The 26,267-nt window shown below is 44.7% G+C and carries 19 protein-coding genes; 9 read left to right on the forward strand and 10 right to left on the reverse strand.

The genetic code is table 11. The annotated features are described in order from the left end of the window. Nucleotides 1-378 precede the first annotated feature (378 nt). On the reverse strand, nucleotides 379-2,943 hold the full coding sequence (locus tag ACMXYO_RS09750; RefSeq protein ID WP_415884937.1) for a diguanylate cyclase domain-containing protein: 2,565 nt from the start codon (nucleotides 2,941-2,943) through the stop codon (nucleotides 379-381). A gap of 404 nt (nucleotides 2,944-3,347) precedes the next feature. On the opposite strand from ACMXYO_RS09750, the gene ACMXYO_RS09755 reads away from it, so the two are divergent. Then, nucleotides 3,348-5,066 carry a protein adenylyltransferase SelO gene (locus ACMXYO_RS09755; RefSeq protein ID WP_415884938.1) on the forward strand — a complete coding sequence of 573 codons (1,719 nt, stop codon included), beginning with the start codon at nucleotides 3,348-3,350 and terminating at the stop codon, nucleotides 5,064-5,066. A 236-nt stretch (nucleotides 5,067-5,302) separates the two neighbouring features. Here ACMXYO_RS09755 and ACMXYO_RS09760 read toward each other — a convergent pair whose 3' ends face one another. The 9 genes from ACMXYO_RS09760 to ACMXYO_RS09800 form a co-directional block, all read right to left on the reverse strand. Next, the gene (locus ACMXYO_RS09760) at nucleotides 5,303-6,208 is read right to left on the reverse strand and encodes an HDOD domain-containing protein (RefSeq protein WP_415888088.1); all 906 of its coding nucleotides are present in this window, start codon (nucleotides 6,206-6,208) and stop codon (nucleotides 5,303-5,305) included. Nucleotides 6,209-6,464: 256 nt separating this feature from the next. Then, complete coding sequence (locus ACMXYO_RS09765) at nucleotides 6,465-7,784, reverse strand: AMP-binding protein (RefSeq protein ID WP_415884939.1); 1,320 nt, start codon at nucleotides 7,782-7,784, stop codon at nucleotides 6,465-6,467. Next, the gene (locus ACMXYO_RS09770) at nucleotides 7,778-8,719 is read right to left on the reverse strand and encodes an enolase C-terminal domain-like protein (RefSeq protein WP_415884940.1); all 942 of its coding nucleotides are present in this window, start codon (nucleotides 8,717-8,719) and stop codon (nucleotides 7,778-7,780) included. The genes ACMXYO_RS09765 and ACMXYO_RS09770 overlap by 7 nt, the downstream gene beginning before the upstream one ends. Next, entirely contained in the window at nucleotides 8,716-9,567 is an 852-nt protein-coding gene (gene menB / locus ACMXYO_RS09775; RefSeq protein ID WP_415884941.1) for a 1,4-dihydroxy-2-naphthoyl-CoA synthase, read from the reverse strand. The genes ACMXYO_RS09770 and menB overlap by 4 nt, the downstream gene beginning before the upstream one ends. Then, nucleotides 9,560-10,333 (reverse strand): alpha/beta fold hydrolase, encoded by a 774-nt coding sequence (locus ACMXYO_RS09780; protein ID WP_415884942.1) that lies wholly within the window; start codon nucleotides 10,331-10,333, stop codon nucleotides 9,560-9,562. The genes menB and ACMXYO_RS09780 overlap by 8 nt, the downstream gene beginning before the upstream one ends. Before the next feature lie 7 nt (nucleotides 10,334-10,340). Further along, nucleotides 10,341-12,056, reverse strand: a complete 1,716-nt coding sequence (gene menD, locus ACMXYO_RS09785) for a 2-succinyl-5-enolpyruvyl-6-hydroxy-3-cyclohexene-1-carboxylic-acid synthase (protein WP_415884943.1) — start codon at nucleotides 12,054-12,056, stop codon at nucleotides 10,341-10,343. Further along, the gene (locus tag ACMXYO_RS09790) at nucleotides 12,037-13,455 is read right to left on the reverse strand and encodes an isochorismate synthase (RefSeq protein ID WP_415884944.1); all 1,419 of its coding nucleotides are present in this window, start codon (nucleotides 13,453-13,455) and stop codon (nucleotides 12,037-12,039) included. Before ACMXYO_RS09790 ends, menD begins: the two co-directional genes overlap by 20 nt. A gap of 311 nt (nucleotides 13,456-13,766) precedes the next feature. Next, nucleotides 13,767-14,504, reverse strand: a complete 738-nt coding sequence (dnaQ, locus tag ACMXYO_RS09795; protein WP_415884945.1) for a DNA polymerase III subunit epsilon — start codon at nucleotides 14,502-14,504, stop codon at nucleotides 13,767-13,769. A 178-nt stretch (nucleotides 14,505-14,682) separates the two neighbouring features. Beyond that, nucleotides 14,683-15,615, reverse strand: coding sequence for a LysR family transcriptional regulator (locus tag ACMXYO_RS09800; RefSeq protein ID WP_415884946.1), 933 nt, complete (start codon nucleotides 15,613-15,615; stop codon nucleotides 14,683-14,685). Between the two features lie 105 nt (nucleotides 15,616-15,720). Here ACMXYO_RS09800 and ACMXYO_RS09805 point away from each other — a divergent pair, with 105 nt between their 5' ends. From ACMXYO_RS09805 to ACMXYO_RS09840, 8 genes are all read left to right on the forward strand, one after another. Further along, a complete protein-coding gene (locus ACMXYO_RS09805) occupies nucleotides 15,721-15,948 on the forward strand; it encodes a DUF1127 domain-containing protein (RefSeq protein ID WP_415884947.1) in 228 nt (75 codons plus the stop codon). Nucleotides 15,949-16,180: 232 nt separating this feature from the next. Then, entirely contained in the window at nucleotides 16,181-17,785 is a 1,605-nt protein-coding gene (locus ACMXYO_RS09810; RefSeq protein ID WP_415884948.1) for an ABC-F family ATPase, read from the forward strand. A 305-nt stretch (nucleotides 17,786-18,090) separates the two neighbouring features. After that, nucleotides 18,091-19,839, forward strand: coding sequence for an acetate--CoA ligase (gene acsA / locus ACMXYO_RS09815; protein ID WP_415884949.1), 1,749 nt, complete (start codon nucleotides 18,091-18,093; stop codon nucleotides 19,837-19,839). Continuing rightward, entirely contained in the window at nucleotides 19,836-20,831 is a 996-nt protein-coding gene (pdhA, locus tag ACMXYO_RS09820) for a pyruvate dehydrogenase (acetyl-transferring) E1 component subunit alpha (protein WP_415884950.1), read from the forward strand. The genes acsA and pdhA overlap by 4 nt, the downstream gene beginning before the upstream one ends. Then, nucleotides 20,824-21,816: an alpha-ketoacid dehydrogenase subunit beta gene (locus ACMXYO_RS09825; RefSeq protein ID WP_415884951.1), complete on the forward strand. Its 993-nt coding sequence runs from the start codon at nucleotides 20,824-20,826 to the stop codon at nucleotides 21,814-21,816. Before pdhA ends, ACMXYO_RS09825 begins: the two co-directional genes overlap by 8 nt. Continuing rightward, nucleotides 21,813-22,979, forward strand: a complete 1,167-nt coding sequence (locus tag ACMXYO_RS09830) for a dihydrolipoamide acetyltransferase family protein (protein WP_415884952.1) — start codon at nucleotides 21,813-21,815, stop codon at nucleotides 22,977-22,979. Before ACMXYO_RS09825 ends, ACMXYO_RS09830 begins: the two co-directional genes overlap by 4 nt. Continuing rightward, nucleotides 22,976-23,224, forward strand: coding sequence for an acyl carrier protein (locus ACMXYO_RS09835; protein ID WP_415884953.1), 249 nt, complete (start codon nucleotides 22,976-22,978; stop codon nucleotides 23,222-23,224). The genes ACMXYO_RS09830 and ACMXYO_RS09835 overlap by 4 nt, the downstream gene beginning before the upstream one ends. A gap of 81 nt (nucleotides 23,225-23,305) precedes the next feature. Next, nucleotides 23,306-26,179, forward strand: a complete 2,874-nt coding sequence (locus ACMXYO_RS09840) for an AMP-binding protein (protein WP_415884954.1) — start codon at nucleotides 23,306-23,308, stop codon at nucleotides 26,177-26,179. Nucleotides 26,180-26,267 lie beyond the last annotated feature (88 nt).

Here is a 26,267-nt window from a genome sequence, read left to right on the forward strand (position 1 = left end):
CTAATATATTTTTATTAATAATCACTAAAGTAAATTAGTTAATGATTTTTACAGCTATTTTTAAAGAAGATACTGAGTTATCCATGCATTGTCTGAGCGAACTGATATTTTCATACAGGCGTTTAGATTATACCAAAGGATATAGTAAACACTACCATTTAACACACCATAAACAGCAAAGTAGTAGCTAGTTACTACATGTTTTTACAGATATATAGTAATAAGGAGATGAGCAATGGCTAAATTAGTAGCTATTTAAATCAAAAAGATTTTGAGCAAACAGCAGATTATAAAGAATACCCAAATACTAAATAATTAATTTCTTAATTAGAGAAAATAAATTCAAAAACCTTAAATTAACATCACTATTTATAAGGTTTATTCTGCGAAGGAAAAATTATTTTTACCTTTTGTTTTTACGCTGTACATTGCTTTATCAGCATTTTGAATCAGTTTCTCTGGGTTTACCGCATCAATAGGATAAAGCGCTATACCAATACTTACGCCAATACTTATTTCTTTTTGTTCAATTCTATAAGGCTGCTTAATATTCTCTAGAATTTTCTTAGCAACCAAACCTGCATCTTGGGGTTCATTGATTTCATTTAATAGGATGATAAATTCATCTCCACCAATTCTAGCTACTGTGTCAGACTCCCTTACACATGTTTTAAGCCTCGTAGCGGTATCAATTAATACCTGATCACCACTATCGTGACCAAAACAATCATTCACCTCTTTGAAGCCATCAAGGTCAATAAACAATACAGCCGCCTGATGCTGCTTCCTTTTAGCCAGATCTATAATCTTAGCTAAGCGATCCATACATAGTCGACGTGTTGGGAGGTTGGTTAAGTTGTCATGTGTCGCCATATACTGCAGCTTTAACTCACTCACTTTACGCTCTGTTATATCCTCCTGAAGGGCCACAAAATTAACAATCTTACCTTTCGCAGAAATAATGGGATGTATAGAAGCACTCTCCCAATAGAGCTCACCTGATTTTTTCTTATTATGGAACTCCCCTTGCCACGTCTTGCCACTATTTAGTGATTCCCATAAGTCGCTGTAGACTGGATCTGAAGTATTACCAGATCGAGTCATATTGCTTTTGCGCCCTACAGACTCTTCTCGGCTATAACCTGTGAGCTCCGTATAACGCTGATTAACATACTGAATGATTCCATCAGGATCTGTAATAATTACAGATGCGGGGCTATTTTCTACGGCTAAAGAAAGCCTTCTCAACTCAGAAGCTTGCACCTTCTGCGCTCGGTTTTGTGCCTGAGAAACACTCACTGTCAGTGCTGTTAACCAGATCGCTGCGACTGCCAAGATTCGATTGGTGATAACCACCCAATCTTGGCCTCCTTCTGGAGAATAGTAGTAACCTATGAAAATTAGGATAGTTGCGATGAGCGCTAGCAAGAGCGTATGCTGACGCCGCGGATAGATCTTTCCAACCAGCACAAAAAAGATATAAGGCAGGCCACAAGCAATACCTAAAGGCAGGGCCAAGTCCAATACAAACAATGCTGCGCCTAGAGAAATAGTAAAAATTAGCAAAACAGGGCTAATTCTAACCTCATCAACCATAGCCAAACCGCGACTTATAGGCTGGCTAATATCATGGATATCCTCTTCTTTTTGATATTGAGACAAATGCCACAGCAGCAAAGCACCAAAACAGATAGCAACCGCCGCAACAGCGCTAGTATTGAAACTCGCTTGAATAAACGGATTTCTGATTTCGGGAATATCTATCTTCGCAACTAACCCAGATTCTAATGCTGGAATCGGTGTGAATGCGGCCAGCACATCTATATGGCGGTAATCTAGGTCTACCAGCGTTCCCGTGCGTCCCGCTAATGCTTGTTTCATAGCATTAGAGTGCTTATCAACTACATGAAAGTCAGGTATCGGGTGATCTGAATGCCGTGGCTGAGTCAGAAAAACGATGTTGTAATCAGAAAAACTGCCTAAAAGAAATTCCCCACTTTGACCAAAACCAGGTGACTCTTGCATCGCTTTACTGACCTGTTCCAAAGTCGCCTTTTTTGACCCGCCAGGAAAATCATCTTCGTTGTATTGGGCATCAAACTCTGAAACTGCATTAATCAAACTGGCCTGAGTTACCACCATATCCAACATGCGCTGGTTTTCTGCTTCGCGTTCTGAGTAATACAACAAGCCAATAGAGGTCATCATCACTGCTACAGATACCGTAGCAAGCAGTAATATCCGATAAACAAGCCACTCTTTAGGGCCTACACCCGACTTTAATGCAAAAGCTTCACTACTCGAGTGCTCCTCTTCCTCAATCTGACTTATTAATAAAGTCCCCATCACGATGATTAGTAGAGCAATAATCAAGGCATTGATACTGGCATCAATAAAAGGCTGCTGTACTTCAGTCATATCGATTTTGGCAACAAGACCAATGCCCAGATGAGGGACCAGCTGATAAGCGGCAATTACCTCACGATTAAGATAGTCAGGGCCAATAATCGCCCCCGATTCATTATTTAAGGCTCGCCTCATAGGCTCTGCAGCAGTTTCGTTTAAAGGTATAGGGGTGGGTGCTTGCTCAAGCTGCCGAGAGCTCATCAAAAATTCGATATTCTGACCACTCAGCCGTCCAACAACAAATTCTCCAGTCTGTCCGAAGCCTGTTTTATCTCTAAATGAGTCTCGTAGCTGACTTAAGGTTGCACCTGCCGCCCCTTCGGGGTGATCTACTCGGCTGTATTGTGAATCAAATTCTGCAACAGCATTAATAAGGCGAGCTTTACTCGAAACAAGAGAAACTAGACGGGATTGTTCAGCTTCGACTGCAGACTTATACAAAATCCCAATTGAAGCTAAACAGGTAATCACCCCGACAAACATCATAATAGTGATAATCGGCCAAAAGTGCTTTCGCGACTCTTTTTTCAATACCATTTTAGCAACCGGGTAGGATTCCCAAAAACGCTTACATAGCCCCCACCCTTTACGCTATGTAATCAAACATTGGGTATAGATTTACTATAGACGCTAACCCGTTAATTACTACGGGGGTTAATATGAACTTAGGGCCTAAAAAAACTGTCACAAAGGCGGTAACTGTTTATTTTTTATTCTAAAGGAAAGAATGTCTTAATTACCCAATGTGAATGTTACGTGCAAAACGTTAATTTGGATTTCTAAAGAGAAAAATAGCCGATACTCGTAGCTCTTCAACTATAGACTCTATATTTTCTTTTTATACACCTAGCCAGTCGATCAAAGATCTTTCCGCTCTTCCCAAACGTAAAGAGATAATTAAAACTACGCTAGTTAGAAGTAAACCCTGTTATGGAGCCACAATGATCGAACCATCCACCACAATGAATGAACCAACAATCGATTCACTCGATGATCTTGCAGCTCTAGCCGATTATTCACTTTTAGAAACCCTTAATGCTGATCCAGATGCCACTAAAAACGGTGTTGATCATTTCCCCAGAGAGATCTTTTCTGGCCATTATGTACCCGTTAATCCAACACCTATCAAAGATCCAGAATATATTGCGCACAGCCATACTTTCTTTCGTGAGTTAGGTTTCGCAGACGACTTAGCGCAATCAAAGAGTTTTATGCAGATGTTCTCGGGTGATCTGTCTCAAGTTCCGAAGCCTTTACGCCAACAAGGATGGGCATGCGGATATGCCCTCTCCATCTACGGTAACGAGTACTACCAACAATGCCCGTTTGGAACAGGTAACGGTTATGGTGATGGCCGAGCAGTCTCTGTTCTAGAAGGTATCTTTAACAATAAACGTTGGGAGATGCAGCTTAAGGGCGGCGGTCAAACTCCATATTGTCGCGGAGCAGATGGCCGTGCGGTTTTACGATCAAGTGTGCGTGAGTTTCTAGCGCAAGAGCATATGCACGCTCTGGGCATTCCTACATCTAGATCCTTAAGTTTATATGTTTCGAAATCAGAAATAGTAAGACGCCCTTGGTATTCTGAAGGCTCACACTCTCATGAACCTGACACCATGGTCTATAACCCTGTCGCAATTACAACACGTGTAGCACCCTCGTTTATTCGTGTCGGTCAATTAGAACTCTTTGGTCGTCGCGCTCGCAACCAAGAGCACCCTAAAGCGCTAGAAGAACTCGAGATATTGGTTCTGCATTTGATCGAGCGAGAATACAGCGATCTGATCGACCATGATCTATCGTTACCAGAGAAAGCGCTGGTACTAGCACAAGCTTTCCAAGATCGACTCACTTCACTAGTCAGTAACTGGATTCGGGTCGGCTACTGCCAAGGCAATTTCAACAGCGATAACTGTGCTGCGGGTGGTTTTACCCTAGATTATGGTCCATACGGTTTTATGGATGAGTTTGATCCACAATTCCAACCTTGGACCGGCGGCGGGCATCACTTCTCCTTCCTAAATCAGCCTCTAGCCGCAGAACAGAACTTCCATATGTTCTGCGTAGCCTTAGCTCCCCTTTTCCAAACAGCTCCTGACGGAATAGAACAGCTAAGTGAAATCAGAAACGGTTTTGCAGAAGAGATGACTAACAAAATGCAAGCGATGTGGGCCGCAAAACTAGGGCTAGATAAATTTGAGCCAGAACTAGTAAAAGAGCTATTAGCGCTTATGGCCCAAACGCAAGTGGATTACACTTATTTCTTCCGTGAACTATCCGACCTTCCAGAGAGTATAGAGCCTTTAACGAATAGCTTTTACCAAACGCCATCTAGCAAACTGAGTGAGCGCTGGGAAGATTGGTTCCAGCAATGGAACGCAGCTATTGATCAGGCTAATACACATCTTCAACGCTCTCATGAAGAATGTATTCAGCAGATCAAACAGGTAAATCCTAAATACACCTTGCGTGAATGGTTCGTGCAACCCGCTTATCAACAAGCGGCTGAAGGTAATTACGAGCTTATAAGGGAACTACAGGAAGTGATGACCCAACCTTATGCTGAACAATCAAAAGAAGCAGAAGACAAGTTCTACAGATTAAGGTCTGCAAAACTAAATGGCCTTGGAGGCTTATCTCATTACAGTTGTTCGTCGTAAAGATTTAAGCTGAGCCCAAAAGTCCCAATATAGAAACAATAATTCCGATGTTGGGGCTAATCAGAGTGTTTTCTGAAAGTTCCAGTGCATATCAGCCTACGACAGTAACCTGACTTTTCATTAGATAACTGCTACAGACGAAGGAAATCCTTGAGGCAGAAACACTTCACCATGATATCTGATAAATTTTTTAGACAACAAAACAGGTATTAACTGATAAATAGTTGGTTAAATCTTTATCTCAGCCTTAGCTTTTCAAGTATCTGATAGCACTCAATGGATATAAGTGGTAGTTCTTTCACCAGTTCATTTACTGGGAAATTTACTTTAGGCCAAATATCGTGGTGACAGAAGCTACGAATTTCGCTAGTCAATTTTGCTTCATCCCAATCAGGCCATTCAGGATTCTTTTCAATTAAAACACTCACCAAATCTGCGAACTGGACAACTAAAACTAAGTTCCGCAATTCTGCTGACACTTCGTTGTGTTTGCTTATATCGTAGTTATGGTGATAACGAATCATGTCTACAATTAATTTCGGCAACTGCCATTTCTTCGCCGCAATATAACCAGCATCAGCATGGGTAAAGCCAAGTACTCCTTTCTCCACATCCGGCAATTCTATTGGCGTGTCCCAACCCTTAGCATCTACGACATCAATGGCTTTAGCTGTCATTTCAAACAGTACGAATCTGCCTATGTCATGTAACAAGCCTGAAGTAAATGCCAACCCTTTATCCACGTTTAAATCTTTTAGATGGATCGCCACAAACTTCGCAATATGAGCTGTTTCAATTGAGTGCTGCCAAATGGCTTTTTGCTGATCTGTTACAGGGGTGAAAACTCGAGCAACTGATAATGTTGTTATAAACGATAATATTTTATCTGTTCCAACCCGAATCAGTGCTTCATGCAGATCAGTTATGGCATGGGAATGAGCCGAAGAGGCTGAGTTAACAATTTTAAGTACTCTTGTTGCCAGCGGAGGGTCAGCTTGAGACAACTCAGTTACTTTGTCATAGAAGAAGGGGGAGTCTGTATCAAGCTCCATCAAATCACAAACAACAGAAGGCAGAAGCGGTAACTGTTGAACACGCTCTTCTATTCTTGATAAAGTGAGTTTTCTTTTCTTAGTTGTCACTTTCAACGCTCTCATTCTTTAAAAAACACTTCGACCTGTTTCGCAGTCAATAGTTTTTAATACAAATAGCCATATACCAGCATACATCCTCTGTTTTCAGTATATCAGTTTGCTCAAATACTATTAAATTAGCCCGTAATGATTGTTGTGCAGAATATCTACTTTGGCACATTGCAGTATTAATTTAATAGCTTTTATTAATTCGTTTTACTATATATTGGACTTATCGTTTGAGATCACTGAACACCTGATATTTCTAAGTAACAGATACAGATTGCCGCTCTTGTTCAGCTAGAGCGGTAAGTTTCTTTCGAGATAACTTGAGGCCTTTCACCAACATAAAATCCGGTATCTCGGCAAAGCCAACAGGAATCATAAAACGGGGTAAAAGGTTCTTAAGATCGGATTTAATCTGGGTGATACTGCAATTTGGATTTACCCAAGCAAAAGGTCGACAACCAAACTCAGGACACGCAACAGGCACCACTACTGCTTGAGTCACGCCTTCTAGTTTGAGTAGTTGTTTCTCAATCATTTCCGGCTGAATATTTTCACCGCCGCTAATAAACTGATTATCCTTACGCCCTGTAATCAGCAGTCTGTTATTCTCCCAGCGACCGATATCACCGGTATTAAAAAAAGACTCGGGCGATTTCAATTGGTTACCGACCAGATAGCCAGAAAATAAGCTTTCACCTGCCAGTAAGATCTCACCGTCTTTATCAATCTTTAGCTCGACACTGTCTAGCACTGCCATTGCGCCATTATCACCTTCAGTACAAGCCTGTGAAGATATTTCGCTCATACCGTAAGTCTTTCTTAAAGGTAGGTCAGCACATGAACGTAATAGTGCTTCTGCAGTCGGACCACCGCCTATCAACAAGGTTTTTAGCCTTAAAACACTTGCATCGTTAACCGATGATTTGAAACGTTGTAACTGTGTCGCAACCATCGAGGCATGGGTTATACCCATTTCCTGTATAAATAATGGATCCTCTACACGACCACCAATTGTCAAAGATGCACCGGACACTATCGCCCTGAAAAGCACGCTAAAACCACCGATATGGTAAATCGGCAACGAGACATGCCAATGATCAGAAGAGTCGCAAGGATTGATGATCGCTGAGGCGTTAGCACTGGCAATATGGTTAGAGAGGCGATGACACACCAGTTTAGGTGTTCCAGTAGATCCCGATGTAAAAATCCCATTCACTATGGATGGATCGACAACACCCTCTTCATGCTCTTCATGTAGTGCCGCCACCCCATGCTGATCGATAAAATACGCATACTGGTTTAGGTCTTTTAGCTCGTTGAGTTCGCTGTCGCTAAATGAAGGGTTGAACGGAACAGCCACCGCGCCTAATTCCATAATGGAACAACTTAAAATGAGCGTATCAAGGGTATTTTCAGCTTTATACAGAACAAGTTGATGCTCCCTTAACCCGAATGAATACAACTCATCTCTCTTAGATTGAATCAGACCATTAAACATCTCGTAAGAATAGCGATGATGCTCATCACCCAGCGTACTGCCATTGCCGTAGTGCTTTTCGAGGAGCATTTCTAGCATAGCCGCGCAATCTCTTTGCAATCTGCCATTGGAACAGTTTGCTCTCTAAGTGTTATTTTTGCGGGCTGTAGATCTTTTGCTAGATACTTAAGAGTATCCAACCCCTGCTCCTCGGTTAATTCCAGATCCTGAGCCAGTGAATGATAAAACTCCAGTGAGACATTGCTTTCAAAGCTACTGGAAAGCACACAGGCTATTCCCCTCTCACGAGCCAATTGAGCAAGTTCTATGGTCCGCTGCAACCCAGATAGCATTGGCTTTAAAACCCAGGCTTTGGCAGTAAAGAATATTTCTGGAACAGGCTTTTGCGGATCCAGCTCGCGGAGAGATTCATCAAAAGCGATAGGCAATCCGTTAGGTTGGTAATGGTCGATGCACTTAAGCGGCTCTTCCACATAATCTATTTGTGACATATTGAGTGCTTGCTGGAGAGTCTCTAGCTCTTCTATCACCCATGTCCGGTTGGTATCAATTCGCAACTTTTGATGAGGTTGCAAATGAGCTAAAACAGACTTTAAAGACAAAACATCATTCTCGATTGATTGATGCCCTGCTTTAATTTTTATCCGATGGCTTTCGGAGCTCTTATCCATAAGCGAACAGGAACGAACAGCTTTAGAACGCAAAGGATACTCAAGTTGATACCACGCAGCTTCAATTGCAAATCGCACACTTGGGTATAAGTGATTTGGACTAGCGGAAGCGGAAAAATCACCCGAATTAAGCATCAATAACTGCTGCTTACATTGTTCTAGGGTTTCATTTGAAAAACCCGGCAAGGGTGCAATCTCTGTATAAAGACTCTGATCGCCGAACAACCAGTGTAGTAGCAATCCCTGTCTAGTTTTGAGTGTTTTCCGCTTACCACCCATATTAAAAACAAAGGGAGAGGTAAACGGAATTTCATACTCAAGAAGCCTGACCTTAGGGATCATGGCTGGCGTTTAAATCGCTTAAAGTCAGGTGGGCGCTTTTCATTGTAGGCATTACGGCCTTCTTGTCCTTCCTCAGTCATATAAAACAACATTGTGGCATTACCGGCCAGCTCCTGAAGACCTGCTTGTCCATCGATTCCGGCATTGAAAGCACTCTTTAATGTTCTCAATGCCATAGGAGAAAGCCTAAGCACTTTTCGGCACCACTCAACCGTGGTTAATTCTAAATTTTCTAAAGGTATGACCTTGTTTACTAGGCCCATATCTAGTGCTTCTTTCGCATCGTACTGATCACATAAGAACCAGATTTCACGGGCTTTCTTCTGCCCTACAATACTCGCCATATAACTGGCTCCGAAACCACCATCGAAAGACCCTACCTTAGGGCCTGTCTGACCAAATCGAGCATTCTCCGCAGCTACCGTCATATCACAGACCAGATGTAATACATGACCACCACCAATAGCATAACCCGCTACCATCGCGATAACTGGCTTAGGTAGGCTTCGGATCATCTTCTGAAGATCCAGGACATTCAAATGATGAACGCCAGATTCATCTTCGTAGCCCGTATCACCTCGAACTCGCTGATCCCCGCCTGAACAAAAGGCCATATCACCTTGCCCAGTCAGAATAACTACGCCAACCTGATCGTCATAACGGGCATCATTGACTGCCGCAATCATCTCTTTAACTGTTTGTGGACGAAAGGCATTACGTACTTCAGGACGATTAATGGTGATCTTAGCGATACCCTCAGCCTTGTGATAAAGGATATCGGTAAATTGCTGCCCGCAATCAACCCAATCTGCGCCCTTCTTGATACTGCTGTCTGCAGGGTTAGTCATGAATAAAGTCCGTTAAAAAATTAGATAAAATCCTACTCACACTACAGGCCTGATCACTGTGACAATTATGGCCTGCACCTGAGATAACATGATGAACGATATTAGCATGCTGTTGAACGAGCTGTTTTGCTAATTCGGTGTATTTTTTATCATGCTCTCCTGTGAGATAGGTAATAGGGTGAGCCCCAAGTGAGGCAGTCATATCCTGCTGATTAGCCACAGATAGAGTCAGTAATAAGCTTCCTAAAGCAGATGGATCAGCCTTATGCCGTTGATAGATCTGTTCCGCTGTATCTTTTTCTCTGCCTTTAAACACAGCTTGTTGATACCACTGCTCCAAAGTGAGCTTAAGATCCTGCTGACTAAACCGCTGCTGCCAAACTAAATCACTGTCTAGCCGCGCTCTGTCGCCGGGGAGGCCCGGGTGACCTCCCTCAAATAAAGCACCACAAATTGAACCAGGATTATCCCTCAACCAATGCATCCCAATACGTGCACCCAGAGAATATGCCAATAAAAACACCGGTTGTTTAAAATCGGGGAGCTGCTGCCACAACCAACGGCTATAACCTTCAATATCTGTCACCTCTTTTGGGAAGGAAAGAGGCAAAGAGAGATAAATAATATTCAGTTTCTGACTATCAGGGAGAAGATCTATGACGGGTTTCCAGTCATCCTGCCCTCCCATAAAGCCATGGAGGCAGAGTATAACGGGGGAGCTTTCAGTTAATATCGGGCCATTGTAATTAGAATGATTGATCAGCATCTAATGATTAACCTGTCGAATCAGAAGCCACACAATGATTTCTTGAAAACTCATAGAGTGCTTTTATCTGCTGACTACTCTCAGTAGGAGGTACTTGTAACTCGATCATTGCCACTCCATTCTGTTTGAGTAACTTAGTAAGCTGCTGTTTGAATTGCTCTTCGGTGTTGGGTGAATGATGAGGAATATCAAAACTTTTAGCGATATTGCCAAACCCCAAACCATGCGGCAGCTGGAAAAAATCTCGCTGAATATCACCTAAATTTGCCACAGGCAGCATGTTAAATATGCTACCGCCATCATTATTAAGCACAATCAATATAAGCGGATAGTCACTAGTATGACGGCGTGCGATCATCAAACTGTTTAAATCATGCAGCAACGAGGTATCCCCTAACAAAACTACCATAGGCCTCTCTCGCCCCTGCTGTACACCGCAAGCCGTGGCCAACAGCCCATCAATCCCACTCGCCCCTCGGTTACTAAAGACAGAGAAATCTCGATTAGACTGCAGATCCATCAAGCGAATGCTTAAGCTATTACCGATAAAAAGATCTACGCTATCATCCAGAACATCACATAGAGTCTGCGCTGCTTTCAGTTCACCGAATGAGAGTGAACGCACAAAGGTTCGTGCTTTCTCCAGTATCTGACCGCTCTTTTCTAACAGTTGAGCATGATCTGATTTGGTTATAACGGCACCCCGACAATACTTATCTATATCGATGCAAAGCTGAGTGGCCGTCTTAGATGGATCAAGTGCTAATTCCTGTGGTGATACCAAAATGTAGTTTTCAAATTCACTTACAGACAGCCAATTCAACAAGCGCTTGCCGACAAGCCGCCCACCAAACTGAATCACCGAACCGTATTCAGCAAGTAGATCAGGCTGAGCTTCAAGCACCAATTCAACACTTTGAATAACCAATCGATGTTTCGGCAAATTATTGTTTATATCGGCAAGTATTGGGGTATCAAACCGCTCAGCCAATGCCAATACAAACAACGCTTGCGAAGGGGTTAAATCACCGGCGACAAGAACTGTTTTCCCTTCGGGTTGGCTGAACTTTGTTTCAAAAGAAGAGGAAGCAGATAGGCACTTTGGATCAACAGTCTGAAGGTATTTGTCTGCATCTAAAAGATCCACATCATCTGTTGGATAAAGCGGTTCCCTATATGCGCAATTGATCTGTACAGGGCCTGACGCACTTGCTTTCTGGTAAGCCCTGACAATTGAACTCAGGTTTTCTGAAATCTCAGCTTCAGAATCTAACGTATCAATCTGACAAAATTCGACAACATTATCCGCAAATATTCCTTTCTGGTTAATCGCCTGATTCGCACCACAATTTAGTAACTCTTCAGGTCTATCAGCAGAGAGAACGATCAACGGTTGTGATGTTTGAAAAGCTTCGATGACTGCAGGATATAAATTGGCAACCGCAGTCCCAGATGTAGTGATTACGATGACTGGCTTTGACCGCGCTTTGACAAGACCCAACGCGAAAAAGCCTAAGCCTCGCTCATCAAGATGCGTGTGTAATCTCAGCTGTCCTTGCTCCCCTTTATTGGCTTTAAAACGGGAAAGTTTGACAGCCGCAATGACTAAAGGTGCGCTTCTAGAGCCAGGCGCAATACAAATGTCCTCGACGCCCAACTGAACCAACTGATCTAGAACAGCAGTGGCCCATAAGTTTGTCAGATTAGTGTTGCGCTGTTCCATAAACCACATCAAGAAGAGAGTTAATTTTCGAATCCAGCTCCTGCCATTCCAATTCGGGATCAGAGCCTTCAACCAATCCAACACCAGAAAAACAGTGTAAACGGTTATTCTCTAGTAGCGCAGATCTAATCACGACAGCAAAATCAACAAACTCCCTCTCATCACTATAACTGGCGATTCCAATCCCTCCGCTATACCAACCACGCACTAGCGGCTCATTTGAAGACAAGAAATTCATAGCAGCATCTCTTGGATAACCCGATACGGCAGGTGTCGGGTGGAGCAGATTTATCAGTTCAGCATCATCAATATTACAGTTAAGTTCAGCAGTCACCTTTTGGTAAAGATGCTGAACTTTTTCCAATTTCATAACTTGAGTAGGTTCAAAATCAACCGTGTTACAAACACCTTCAAGCTGCTGCTGTATAAATCGGCTGACCAACCCATGTTCATTCTGAAACTGAGAGCCATTGAATAGCTTTTGAGCTAACAGATCATCACCCGCTAAACCTTCACCTCGCCCAACCGTTCCAGCCAATGACTCGGTACAAAGTTGCTGCCCTTCTCTTTTATAAAGACGCTCAGGTGAACAGCCCAAAAGGTACTTATCGCCTCTTTGAAGCATAAACGAATAAGTATCTGGATTTACCACCAACCAACAATTCAATAATTGGTGAACATTCATTACGCCATCAATAGGAAGAACGAGATCTCTTGCGAGAACAACTTTTTCAATAGACTGATGAACAATCTCTTTCTGCACCTGATCACAGAGGTCATGCCAATGGGCTTTATCAATACTGGAACATTGGCGATATAGTTTATCAAACTCACTAATTCCTTGAATGGACTGATTCCAATCCAGTTCAAGTAACAGCCTGATCAGATCATTTTTTGCAGTATTCCATTCAGCCTCGCCGTCACATAGCAGGTGAATATGTAGGTGATATTCACCCTGAGTTTCACTCAAACAGATCTGCGGCAAAACAAAATAACTGGAAGGAAAGCCTTGCCAGATATCACTCTCATCTTCTTCAGCGAAAGAAAATCCGCCGAAGAAAAAAGGCTGATACGCTTTCTCAGATTGGCTAAAGATCCGAGATGATAAATTTCTAACCTCAGCAATCGCTTCTGCTGATGAGTCTGTGATTACCTCCACCGCGATACCAAGGCCTGCTAGCGATCTATCCTGATCTCGCGCTTGCCAATACATTTGCTGGTGAGAGGTATTGTTGGAAAGAAAGGCAATCAAATCCCGTAGATCGATAGGAACCGAAGCATGGTATATACGATTAGAAATATAAGGTAAGGAGTGAACCCGCTTACACAATGTTGCAACAAAGTCAGGTTGATCCGAAAAATCGATAAGAGATTCTGCAGGCTTTACGAGTGTTTGCAAAATATCCCTAGCCTAAAAAGAAATGAATGATCACATTATTCAAAACATGATACCGAATACAAATATGACCACAACAGAGCATCTGATCTAATGTGCTAAGAAACCCATGTTTCTTTACATTATCTGCCCTGCATCAAACCATGATCTCTACAAGGTAGCCCTGCAAGAAATATTCAAAACAAATAAAGAGAGGTCTAAAGATTAAGTCCTACTAAGTTAAATAATCTTGCGAGGGTCTTTTTTACATCTATTCATCTGAAACCATCATTGCGGGTTCGCTGAATTATGCAGTATAGATGTATTGGTAAGGTTTATTCCGCCTCAACTAGTTCCTGACGCCAAGTACAGCTGCCGCCTGCTTTCTTATCAAGCATATTTAGGAAAGCTTCGTGCTCGGCTAGCTCTTCATCTGTTAAGGTGACCAAAGGTAAGCCTTGTAGTGCATCTGCATGTCTTCTGATTTGCCCTGCATCACCACCCGCCTCATCGTCTGATAACCTCAAAGAGGTTTGACCACCCGTCATTAACAGGTAAACATCGGCAAGAATTTCGGCATCCAACAAGGCGCCGTGCAACTCACGGTGGGAGTTATCAATACCTAAACGACGACATAAGGCATCGAGGTTGTTCTTCTGACCAGGGAATTTATCTTTAGCGATCTTGAGAGAGTCGGTGACTTTACAGAGCTCCTCTGTCGTCTTCCAACCAGCTCCCAACTTACCGAATTCATGATCCATGAACCCGACGTCGAAGGGCGCGTTATGTGCGATCATCTCAGAGCCATCGAGAAACTCGGCAAACTCCTGAGCGATTTCAGCAAATTTCGGGCAGTCTTTAACCTGCTCATCCGTAATACCGTGGACCGCGATCGCCTCAGGATCAATCGGCATCTCTGGGTTGATGTAGACGTGAAAAGTGTTGCCGGTCAGCTTACGGTTGATTACCTCAACACAGCCGATCTCAATAATCCGATGCCCTTGGAAATGCGGACCACTTTCCTGGTTCATACCTGTGGTTTCAGTATCCAGAATCACCAGACGATTCGACATAAATAAGGCCTCTTAATCACTAACTACAATGGCGCGAGTATAACAGAGTATTTTTCTGTAAACAGGTGATCTCGCTATATCTGACTATGTAAAAGTAGTTGGCAGTATTGTTCGCTGTAAAGGAGATAAAATCCTCTTTCGCACGCAGAAATCCAAGACCTGATAAAACACGTTCACCTTAATCATCCATAAGTGAAAAGTTGTAAGAGTCCTTAAACACTTGCCAATGCGCTTCTACGGCTCTAACCTCTTCCATAATCCAATCGGTAAAAGCCATCACTTTCGGCCGATCAAAATTAGCTTCAGGCGCAACCAGATAGTTGGCATAAGGCGAATTCCAATAGCACTTAAGCGGGCACACTAAATGACCGCGCTCAATATACTCGTACACGAGGCTATAACGAATTGGGGCAACACCCTGACCATTCAATGCAGCATCCACCTGAAGGCTAGAATCCAACAACTGCAGAACTACCTGATTTTTACCCCCCATCTCTCGAATAAATCCAGCATTTACTTGTTTAAGTTCAGGTGAGTCATCAATCAACAGGGGTAAGCAGCCAAGGTTCAGATCAGCTTCATCCTTTGTCTGCAACAGGTCAGGGTGGCAGACCGAAACGATATAATCCTCGGTCAGAATTTTCTCCATCAACTGTGTATTCCCCCCTTCAACAAAACGAATCGCCAGATCCTGACTATCATCCGAAAAGTCATGTAGGTCACATGAAGTAGACACTAAGCAATTGAACTCTGGATAGGCCTGCTGAAATGAACCCAGCCTAGGTATCAGCCACCGAGCAGCAAATGAAGGTAGAGAAGTGATCTTAAGCTGATTAGGTGAAGGATCGACCGAAAGCGCACGACTGCCCTCCTCAATCGCCTTAAACGCCTGTTGGATATAGGGCAGCAAAGACGCGCCAGCGGGAGATAAACGTACCTCCCGATTCAGGCGAATAAACAGAGGCTTGGCAAAGTAGTCTTCCAGCAAACGTATCTGCTGACTTACCGCAGCCTGCGTCACAAACAACTTTGCAGCCGCCACTTTAAAACTGCCGTGCTCAGCAGCCACCAAAAAAACACGCAACGCTTTAAGAGGAGGTAAACGATCCATATCACTTAAGTTTTAGTTAACTGAATAAAAATTTATATCGTTTGTCACTATAGCAACCTAAGACCAATAATACCTACAAATTAAGCATAAACGGAGGATACACAGATGAGCATTCAAGTATGCGAAAACTACCAGCCATCAAAAGAGATAAGAAATAATTATCCTCTCCCGACAATAAATTTACATAAATTGGTGTGTATTTCCAAACAGTGGCAACAGAACTACCGCACCCGAAAAGCGCTTTTAAAATTAAGTGATGAGCAATTAATGGATCTAGGAATAAGCAGAAAGCAGGCTCACAAGGAAGCGAATAAGGCTTTTTGGGTTAGGTAGTAAAAAGCACCAACTGATTCCCAAAATAGGAACGATGGTTCCTATTTTGGGTTAAGTAAAATTCACTCTGGAAAATCGGAGACTTGTCCCTATATCGCTACCGATGATTTTTAAACAATTTCAGGTTAATAAACACCCCTTTCCTCGTCTTTTCTGGTAAAGTTCGCCTCCCTGTAACAGCCCTTTTAAGACCGCTGTACATCTCCTAATTTTTTACCCTCAGGACACTCCCTTGATATCCTCTGCGAACATCACAATGCAGTTTGGCGCTGAGCCTTTGTTTGAAAATATTTCGGCTAAATTCGGTAACGGCAATCGCTATGGTTTGATTGGCGCAAACGGTTGCGGCAAATCGACCTTTATGAAGATTCTGAGCGGTGACCTAGTACCAACATCGGGCAACGTGTCTATCACACCGGGTGAGAAGATGGGTGTCCTAAGTCAGGATCAGTTCGCCTTTGAAGAGTACACGGTTATCGATGCGGTAATCATGGGTGATACTGAACTTTGGAAAGTAAAGCAGGAGCGTGATCGTATTTATGCGCTGCCAGAGATGTCCGAAGAAGACGGCATGAAGGTTGGTCACCTAGAAAGTGAATTCGCTGAGATGGATGGTTACACCGCGGAAAGTCGCGCCGGTGACATCCTATTGGAAGCAGGTATTGCCGAAGAATATCATTTTGGCTTGATGAGTCAGGTTGCACCGGGTTGGAAACTGCGTGTGTTATTAGCACAAGCATTGTTTGCCAACCCAGATATTCTGTTGCTGGACGAACCGACCAACAACTTGGATATCCATACAATTAGCTGGCTTGAGTCGGTTCTAAACCAGCGCAAATGTACCATGATCATTATCTCCCACGACCGTCACTTCCTGAATGCGGTTTGTACCCATATGGCGGATATCGATTACGGTGAGCTAAGAATCTATCCGGGCAATTATGATTACTTCCTAGAAGCGTCCTCTTTGATCCGTGAGCAGCTATTAACGGAAAATGCGAAAAAGAGTGCTGAGCTGGATGAACTACAAGCGTTTGTAAATCGTTTTTCTGCCAATGCCTCTAAAGCAAAACAAGCAAGTTCGCGTGCTAAGAAGATGGAGAAGATCGAGCTAGATGAAGTTAAAACCTCCAGCCGTCAGATCCCTTCCATCACTTTAAAGCAGGATAAAAAGCTGCACCGCCAAGCGCTAATCTTAGAAGATGTTGGCCACGGTTTTGAAGACAACAAATTATTCGAAAACGGCAATCTGATCCTAGAAGCCGGCGCTAAACTCGCCGTTATCGGTGAGAACGGTGCCGGTAAAACTACTTTCTTGCGCTGCCTGATGGACGAGCTGCAAGCGAATGAAGGTACGATAAAATGGTCTGAAAATGCGGTTATTGGTTATTGCCCGCAGGATAGCAGTGCTGATTTTGATTCTGATCTAACACTATTTGAGTGGATGTCTCAGTGGCGTACACCTAAGCATGATGATCTGAAAGTCCGTGCTATGTTAGGTCGCTTACTCTTTACAGCTGACGACTTTAACAAGAAAGCTAAAGTCTGTTCCGGTGGTGAGAAAAACCGCCTGCTGTTCGGCAAAATGATGATGATGGATTTGAACGTCCTGATTATGGATGAGCCAACCAACCACATGGATATGGAAGCTATCGAAGCATTAAACAATGCTTTGCTTGGCTTTGACGGCACTTTGATTTTTGTCAGCCATGACCGTGCATTTGTATCCTCATTAGCAACACATATTATCGAAATCAAAGATCAACAGATGATCAACTTCCACGGTACTTTCGATGAGTATATGGATAGCCAAAAGATAGCTGCAGAAGTTGCTTAAAAGCCTTCGTATATACTAATAAAAAAGGGCCTGATTAAATCAGGCCCTTTTTCGTTTTATGCTCTTGAACCAAGTACAGTTAAACAACCTGCCCCGCAGCAAACCCCGTTGTTCAAGCCTACTAACATTCACGACCGTCCTGTTAACCGGAAACAGTTAATGGATGCCCTCTTTAAATAACCAAGCCTATTTATTGACTCGTCTCAACATTCGAGCACAAAACACCATTTCCACGCGGATATCGACTATCCTAAAAATGACCTTCAAACTGCAATGAGCTAGCCGCTTTTGCCGAGGAGTTAAGGATGGCTTGTTTGGTTATAGATAAGGATACGGATAATGTTGTGCCCTCCCCTAATATGCGGGAATACTCAACAGAGCTAACAGATTCACCCAACTGCCAAATTGATGGCCTACCCGGTAATTCGCTTAACATCTGTTACGAAGCAGTCGACCGGCACTTAAACAAAGGCCTAGCCGATAAAATAGCTCTCAGATGGCATAGCAAAACAGACCAAGTTAAGACGCTTACTTACGCCGAACTGGCTGCAGCGACCAGCCGCTTTGCTTGTGTGCTTCAACGACTTGGAGTTCAACCGGGTGATCGGGTGTTCGGTTTAGCCGGTAGAACGCCTGAAATTTATATCTCATTACTGGGCAGTTTGAAGTTTGGTGCTGTTTTTGCGCCACTGTTCTCTGCGTTTGGACCTGAACCTATCCGTTCACGGATGGAGATTGGCGATGCGGCGGTATTAGTGACAACAGAGCGACTGTATCGAAAAAAGGTTCAACACTGGATCAATGAATTAGCCCCCTCTCCTCAAATACTCTTACTGGATGTAAAAGGAGAGCCCCCTGAAGGCTGCCATGATCTAAGCAAATTGCTAGCCGAGGCTGACCCAGACTTTCAGGTTTACTCAAGCTCGCCCGATGATATGGCCCTACTGCACTTCACCAGCGGCACGACGGGCAAACCCAAGGGCGCCGTACATGTCCATAACGCCGTACGGCACCACATTATTTCTGCCTACTATGCCCTTGATCTACACCCTCAAGATATTTATTGGTGTACTGCGGATCCCGGCTGGGTAACGGGTATTTCCTACGGCATTATCGCTCCACTTTGCCATGGCGTAACACTGGTCATTGACGAAGCAGAATTTGACCCTGCCCGCTGGTATCAACTATTAGAGCAAGAGCGTGTCAGCGTTTGGTATACCGCACCTACAGCGGTACGCATGCTAATGAAGGCCGGAGATCAGCTACCGCTCAAATATGATCTCAGCCAACTGCGCTTTATGGCCAGCGTTGGAGAACCCCTCAACCCCGAGGCTGTCATCTGGGGGAATAAGGTTTTCGGTATCCCCTTTCATGACAACTGGTGGCAGAGCGAAACGGGTGGAATCGTCATCTCCAATTATGCTGCCATGCCGATCAAACCAGGATCGATGGGCCGTCCAATCCCCGGACTTGAAGTCGCACTGATAAAGCGGACTGCTAACAACAGCATCCAGCTATTGAATGATCAGGAAACCACCGGCGAGCTAGCAATAAAGGCAGGCTGGACCTCAATGTTTCGCGCTTACCTTAATCAACCAGATCGCTACCAAAGCTGTTTTTCAGAGGGGTGGTATCTCTCTGGTGATTTGGCTCGACGGGATAGCGATGGCTATTACTGGTTCGTCGGGCGCAGTGATGATGTGATTAAAACCGCGGGACATCTGATTGGCCCCTTCGAAGTGGAAAGTGTACTGATTGAACATCCAGCGGTCGCTGAAGCTGCAGTGATTGGTATCCCTGATCCTATTGTTGGCGAAATGATAAAAGCCTACGTGGCACTCAATTCGGGCTACCTCCCCGATGAAACTCTGAGGAAAACGCTGTTGGGGCATGCTCGCAAATATCTTGGGGCAGCAGTCGCACCAAAAGAGATTTCCTTTCGTGAAAATCTACCAAAAACACGTAGCGGTAAGATCATGCGACGTCTGCTAAAAGCTAGAGAGTTAGGGCTGCCGGAAGGCGACCTATCCACACTTGAGAGCGATGAGAAATGACTTCCCCAGACAAAAAAATCCATCTTGGTAAAGAGCACCTCTCGCAGCTGCTGTACCAGATGTTGCGTATCAGGCTGTTTGAAGAGCGCTGCGCTGAACTCTATACCCAAGAGAAAATCCGCGGTTTCCTCCATCTCTATATAGGCGAGGAAGCGATAGCCGTTGGCGTGTGTCAGTCACTACAAAACGCTGACCGGATGGTATGTACCTATCGTGAACATGGCCATGCTCTCGCACGAGGTATGTCGATGACAGCAGTGATGGCTGAGATGTTCGGCAAAACCAATGGTTGCAGCCGCGGCCGTGGCGGGTCTATGCATCTGTTCTCTGATGAGCTGAATTTTTATGGTGGCAACGCCATCGTTGCAGGTGGGCTCCCTTTAGCAGTGGGATTAGCTCTGGCAGACAAGAAACTACAACACGACAGTGTTACCTGCTGCTTTTTTGGTGAGGGAGCTGTTGCCGAAGGTGAGTTCCATGAAAGCCTGAATTTAGCGTGCTTATGGCAATTGCCAGTACTGTTTATTTGCGAAAACAATTTATATGCCATGGGAACAGCGCTCGAACGTTCCGAATCTGAAACAGAGCTTTATCGTAAGGCTGCCAGCTACGGCATGCCTGCCCAGAGCGTTGATGGTATGAATGTGGTGGATGTAGAAATTGCTGCAAAGCAAGCGTTAGAGGCAATCCGTCAGGGCCAGGGACCACAGTTTTTAGAGTGCCGTTGCTATCGGTTTAAAGGCCACTCCATGTTCGATACTCAGCTATACCGTCGTAAAGAAGAGGTTGAACAATGGCTAAGTAAAGATCCGGTGGTACAGCTCAGCGACTGGATGGAAAAAAACTATCATTTGTCTAAGCAAGACATCGATCTATTGAAAAACAAGATAAACCTAGAAATCGACCAAGCCGTAAGCGATGCAGATCAGGGTGAATGGGAACCTATCACAGATCTGCTGCAAGGTATTTATACGGAGGTTGATCATGACTAAACCTGCGCAAACCCTGAGTTATCGTGAGGCGGTACGAGAGGCACTGCGAGAAGCGATGGAACAAGATCCTACCGTATTCCTAATGGGCGAAGATGTTGGTCGCTACGGAGGTTGTTACGCTGTTTCTAAAGGACTGATAGATCAATTTGGTGAAGACCGAGTAATTGATACGCCTCTGTCCGAATCTGGATTTGTCGGTGCGGGTATTGGCGCAGCACTGGGAGGGATGCACCCTATTATCGAGGTGATGACAGTCAATTTCAGTCTGTTGGCGCTCGATCAGATCGTAAACAACGCCGCTACTATCCGGCACATGTCTGGTGGGCAGTTCAGTGTTCCGTTGGTAGTCCGCATGGCCAGCGGTGCTGGACGCCAACTGGCAGCTCAGCACTCCCATAGCTTGGAATGTTGGTATGCACATGTACCCGGACTAAAAGTGCTGACCCCCGCTACAGTCAGCGATGCCCGCTATATGCTGCAGATGGCACTGAATGATCCTGACCCGGTCATCATCTTTGAGCACGTGATGTTATACAACATTGAAGATCAACTTATACCTCGCGAGAAGACTCCTCCAATGGAGCAAGCAGTTATCAGAAAAACCGGAAAGGATCTGAGCTTAATTGCCTATGGCGGTACTCTGGCAAAAGCACAGCAAGCTGCTGAGACACTACTCAAAGATGGCATTGATGCTGAGGTTATCGACCTTCGATGTCTACGTCCGCTGGATAAAAAAACGTTGCTAGAAAGTCTGAGTCGAACCCATAGAGCCGTTATTATCGATGAAAGCTGGAAAACTGGCGGGATGGCGGCAGAGATCAGCGCCCTGCTGATGGAGGAGGGATTCTGGCAGCTAGATGCTCCAGTCACCCGAGTATGCAGTCAGGAGGTTCCTATCCCCTACCCGGAACATCTTGAGCAAGCTGCACTACCCCAGGTAGAGGATATCCTTGAAGCTGTCAGACAGCTACCGGGGATAGTATGAGTAATTCGGTTTATGAGTTGACTATGCCTTCATTTGGCGCAGATATGGATCAAGGCCTGATTTTGGAGTGGAGAGTTAAACCAGGAGATAAGATCGATAAGGGTCAGGTAATCGCCGTTATTGAAACTCAAAAAGGTGCTATCGACTTTGAAGCTTATACCGATGGTCAGGTTGAAGAATTACTAGTTGCAGAAGACCAAACGGTACAAGTAGGGACTCCGATTGCACGACTAACGGGGAAAATAGACGTTATTGCAGTAACTGATCCTGTCAAACCCACTGAAACTAAACGAAAACCCTCACAAGCTGTTCCACAGACTAGTGACCATCAACCATCCACTAGTTACGCTAACCTCAATAGACATTCAGCAACACCCTATGCTCGACATCTGGCTAAACATGCAGGGATAAACCTGACCGAAGTTACAGGTAGTGGCCCAGCCGGCGCTATTCTTTCTAGGGATATCAAAAAGGCTCATCACACACCACATTCACCTAGCAAAGATTCAATGCGCGAGGCCATCGCCGCTGCACTAAGTCGATCCAAACGTGAGATCCCTCATTACTATCTGGAAACCACAATTGATGTGCAGCGAGCAGATGACTGGGTACATGAATTTAACCGTGATCTACCGCCAGACCAGCAGATCCTACTCAATGCTTTATTTCATTGTGCTGTAGCCAAAGCGCTGCGCAAAGTGCCTGAATTTAATGGTTTTTATTTAGATGGCCATTTTTCAGAATCATCTGAAGTTCACTTAGCGACAGGAATCTCTATCCGAAGTGGTGGGCTTATATCACCTGCAATCCTCAACGCGGATCAGCTCGCACCTGCTGAGATGATGTCTCAGCTGAAAGATCTGAGTGACCGGGTACGAAATGGCGGCCTGCGTTCAACTGAGATGACCTTAGCCACTGCGACCTTAAGTAGCATGGGTGACCGCGGTGTAGAAAAGCTGTTTGGCATCATCTACCCACCACAAGTCGCATTGATTGGTATGGGTAAGCCGACTGTTCGCCCTTGGGTTGTGGGCTCTGAGGTCAAACCTCGCCTTTTGGTAACTGCCACGCTTGCTGCTGACCATAGAGCCACTGATGGCAGGCAGGGTGCTCGTTTTCTCAACCAACTGGGCAAGCTATTACAAAAACCGGAGAGCCTATGAATACAGAACAGATAAAAACAATTCTGCAGGAAGAGATTCTTGAACTTGCGCCAGAAGCAGATCTAGATCTACTGGATCAGGAAGAAGATATGCGCGAAGAACTGGATCTGGATTCAATGGATTTCATGCGCTTATGCGTAGCACTGGGTACCAAGTTAGGTTTTCAGATTCCTGACTCCGACTTGACCAAAATATTAACTTTTGAATCCATGCTGGCTTATCTGTATGAACGGAGCAAAACGTGAACCCGCCCCCCGTTTATTTACTCGTGTTCTTAGCAAAATTAGCCGCGCTAAATTACAGACCCCTAACTGCAGGTAAACGTTTTGTCCACTGACCCAATGCCTGCCACTCAGGAAAGTGCACTCCATGTTTTGCATATAGTGAAACAGGTTGCGGCTGAATTACATCCAAATCAGCATTTTTCCAATACATTAAATTTGGATAGTTCTCTAGATCGAGATTTCTCTTTCGATAGTCTTGGAAAGGTAGAAATTTTACTTCGACTGGAACAAGAATTTAGGGTTGCTCTACCCGAATCCCTTCTTAATAGAGCAGATACGCCACGAGATCTTTTTAATGCTGTCTTAAATAGTCAGGCCCGTATAGATAATCCTTCAGATAAAGCCATTCCAGCTGAGCGAGAACAAGTACAGCCAGAGTTGAAGGAAACCAGTGTTGTCCCTGAGCGTGCGGGGACCCTGCTGGATGTATTGGAATGGCAAAATCAGCATCACCCTGACCAAGTTCATATCACCTTGTACGATCCAGAAGGTGAAGGGCTGACAATTAGCTACAAACAATTAAAAACAGAAGCGTTGAAAGTTGCAGCAGGCTTACAAGCACTTGGGCTTCAACCACAGGCACCCGTTGTATTAATGTTGCCAACGGGGGCCGAGTACTTCTACTGTTTCTTTGGCATCCTCTATGCGGCGGGAATTCCCTGCCCTATTTACCCACCGGGGCGTAAAAGTCAGATTGAGGAGCACCTTAACCGACATGCCAGTATTGTTCGGAACAATGGTGCAGAGATAATGATCACACCTGAAGAGGCACTTCCTTTTTCTGGGCTGTTACGCAATCAGGTAACCTCACTAAAACATCTGGTGACCCCTGAAAAAATACAGCAACAGGCTGGCGAATTGACCTTGCCTCAACTAAACCCACGGGATATCGCTTTTCTTCAATACACTTCGGGTAGTACAGGCACCCCGAAAGGCGTCATGCTAACCCACGCCAATCTACTGGCTAATGTTCGCGCGATGGGCGAAGTTGTACAGGCAAATGCCAATGATGTGTTCGTCAGTTGGCTCCCCCTTTACCATGATATGGGCCTTATTGGGGCCTGGTTTGCCAGCCTTTACCATTCTGCACATCTAGTGATTATGTCGCCGCTGAGTTTTATTGCCCGGCCACAACGCTGGCTGGAGGCGATTCATCGTTATCGCGGCACCCTATCAGCATCACCAAATTTTGGTTATGAACACTGCAGCAGGCTGATTAACCCTGAGGACTACCCAAACCTGGACCTCTCAAGCTGGCGCTGTGCTTTTAATGGTGCTGAAGCCGTTAGCCCACAGACGCTTGAGGTATTTAGTAACCGTTTTGCCTGCCTCGGTTTTTCCGCCACTTCGATGATGCCGGTTTATGGGTTAGCGGAAAACAGCGTGGGTCTGGCCTTTCCACCACTGGCACGTGGGCCAATCCTCGACCATATCGATCGTGATCGTTTTAGCCGAACTGGATACGCAGAACCTGTTTCCACAACAGATCCATCAGCCATCACTGTGGTTAACTGCGGCCGTGTTATCCCGGGCCACCAACTCAGAGTTGTCGATAGTAATCACCGCGAGTTACCCGACCGGCAGGAAGGGCATGTCCAGTTTAAGGGCCCGTCGGCCACCGCAGGTTACTATCGAAATCCAGAAAAAACAGCCGGATTGTTTAAGGGCGAATGGTTAGAAACCGGGGATCTGGGGTATATCGTTGACGGAGAACTCTATCTGACCGGAAGAAAAAAAGACCTGATTATTCTAGCGGGAAGAAACATCCATCCATCAGAGTTAGAGGGTCTGATTTCTGAACTGAAAGAGATACGAAAAGGCGGGGTTGTAGCATTGGGTAGCCAGAGCACAGAGTTTGGCACTGAACGCTTGGTTATCATTGCTGAAACTCGTGTGAGAGATGAGGCTGCTTTAAATGCGATCCGGTCAGAAATCAACCACGCCACTATAGATCTGCTAGGTTTACCTGCAGATGATATCTGCCTGGTCGCCCCAAATCAGATACTAAAAACATCCAGCGGCAAGGTTCGTCGCGCAGCATGCAAAGCACTCTATGAATCTGGGCTGCTAGGCAAAAGAACCGGAAATATCCGGCTGCAGTGGCTGAGGATCGGTTTAGCCTCACTGCTCGGTCATTTACGGCGTCTTTCCCAAGATACTCTAGATTACACATTTGCAGGCTACAGTTGGCTTGTGTTTAGTGTTGTAGCGATATTATTTACCCCGCTTGCACTTCTGGTTTCAAAACAAGAACGGCGCTGGAAAACTCTCAGCCTTTGTATGCGATTAATAAGCATGCTGACAGCAACAACAATCAAAGTCGAAGGTCTGAAGAATCTGCCACCAGAAAGCCAGCCCGCTGTCTTTATTGCCAACCATGCCAGTTATCTGGACGGGTATGTCATGCTCGGTTTTCTACCCAGAGTCGTTCGCTTTGTTGCTAAAGCAGAATTGAAAAAGAATAAGTTAGTGGCATTTGCACTTAAAAAGCTCGGTGTCGAATTTGTCGAACGCTTTGATGCCGAGCAGGGACACTCCGATATCTCCCGTCTGTCTGAACAGGCATCGGGAAAGCACTCTCTTTTCTTTTTTCCTGAAGGCACATTTACCCGTGCATCCGGTCTGCGCTCATTTCACCTGGGGGCATTTTTTACCGCATGCCAGCAAAAACTTCCGGTTGTACCTATAGGAATAAGAGGAACCCGCAATATACTCCGGGCCGATAGCTGGTTCCCAAGACGAGGACATATCATTATCTCCATAGGCAAACCGATCTATGAACGGCAAGAAGATAAATCCCTATGGCAAAGCGCAATCAAATTGCGAGATCAGAGCCGTACTGAGATTTTAAAATTATCAGGTGAGATCGATCTTAAATCTGAAGAACCTATGACCAAGCCTGAAAAAACCATATGACACCCAATGGATGAGAAAGGTCTTAATATTGTTATTAAAAGCCCACTAGCCAACCGATAATATGGAAGGTAGCCACAAATATTACCTA

Origin of the sequence: Neptuniibacter sp. QD37_6 (genome assembly GCF_047778085.1) — a bacterium.
Taxonomy (GTDB): Bacteria; Pseudomonadota; Gammaproteobacteria; order Pseudomonadales; family Balneatricaceae; genus Neptuniibacter.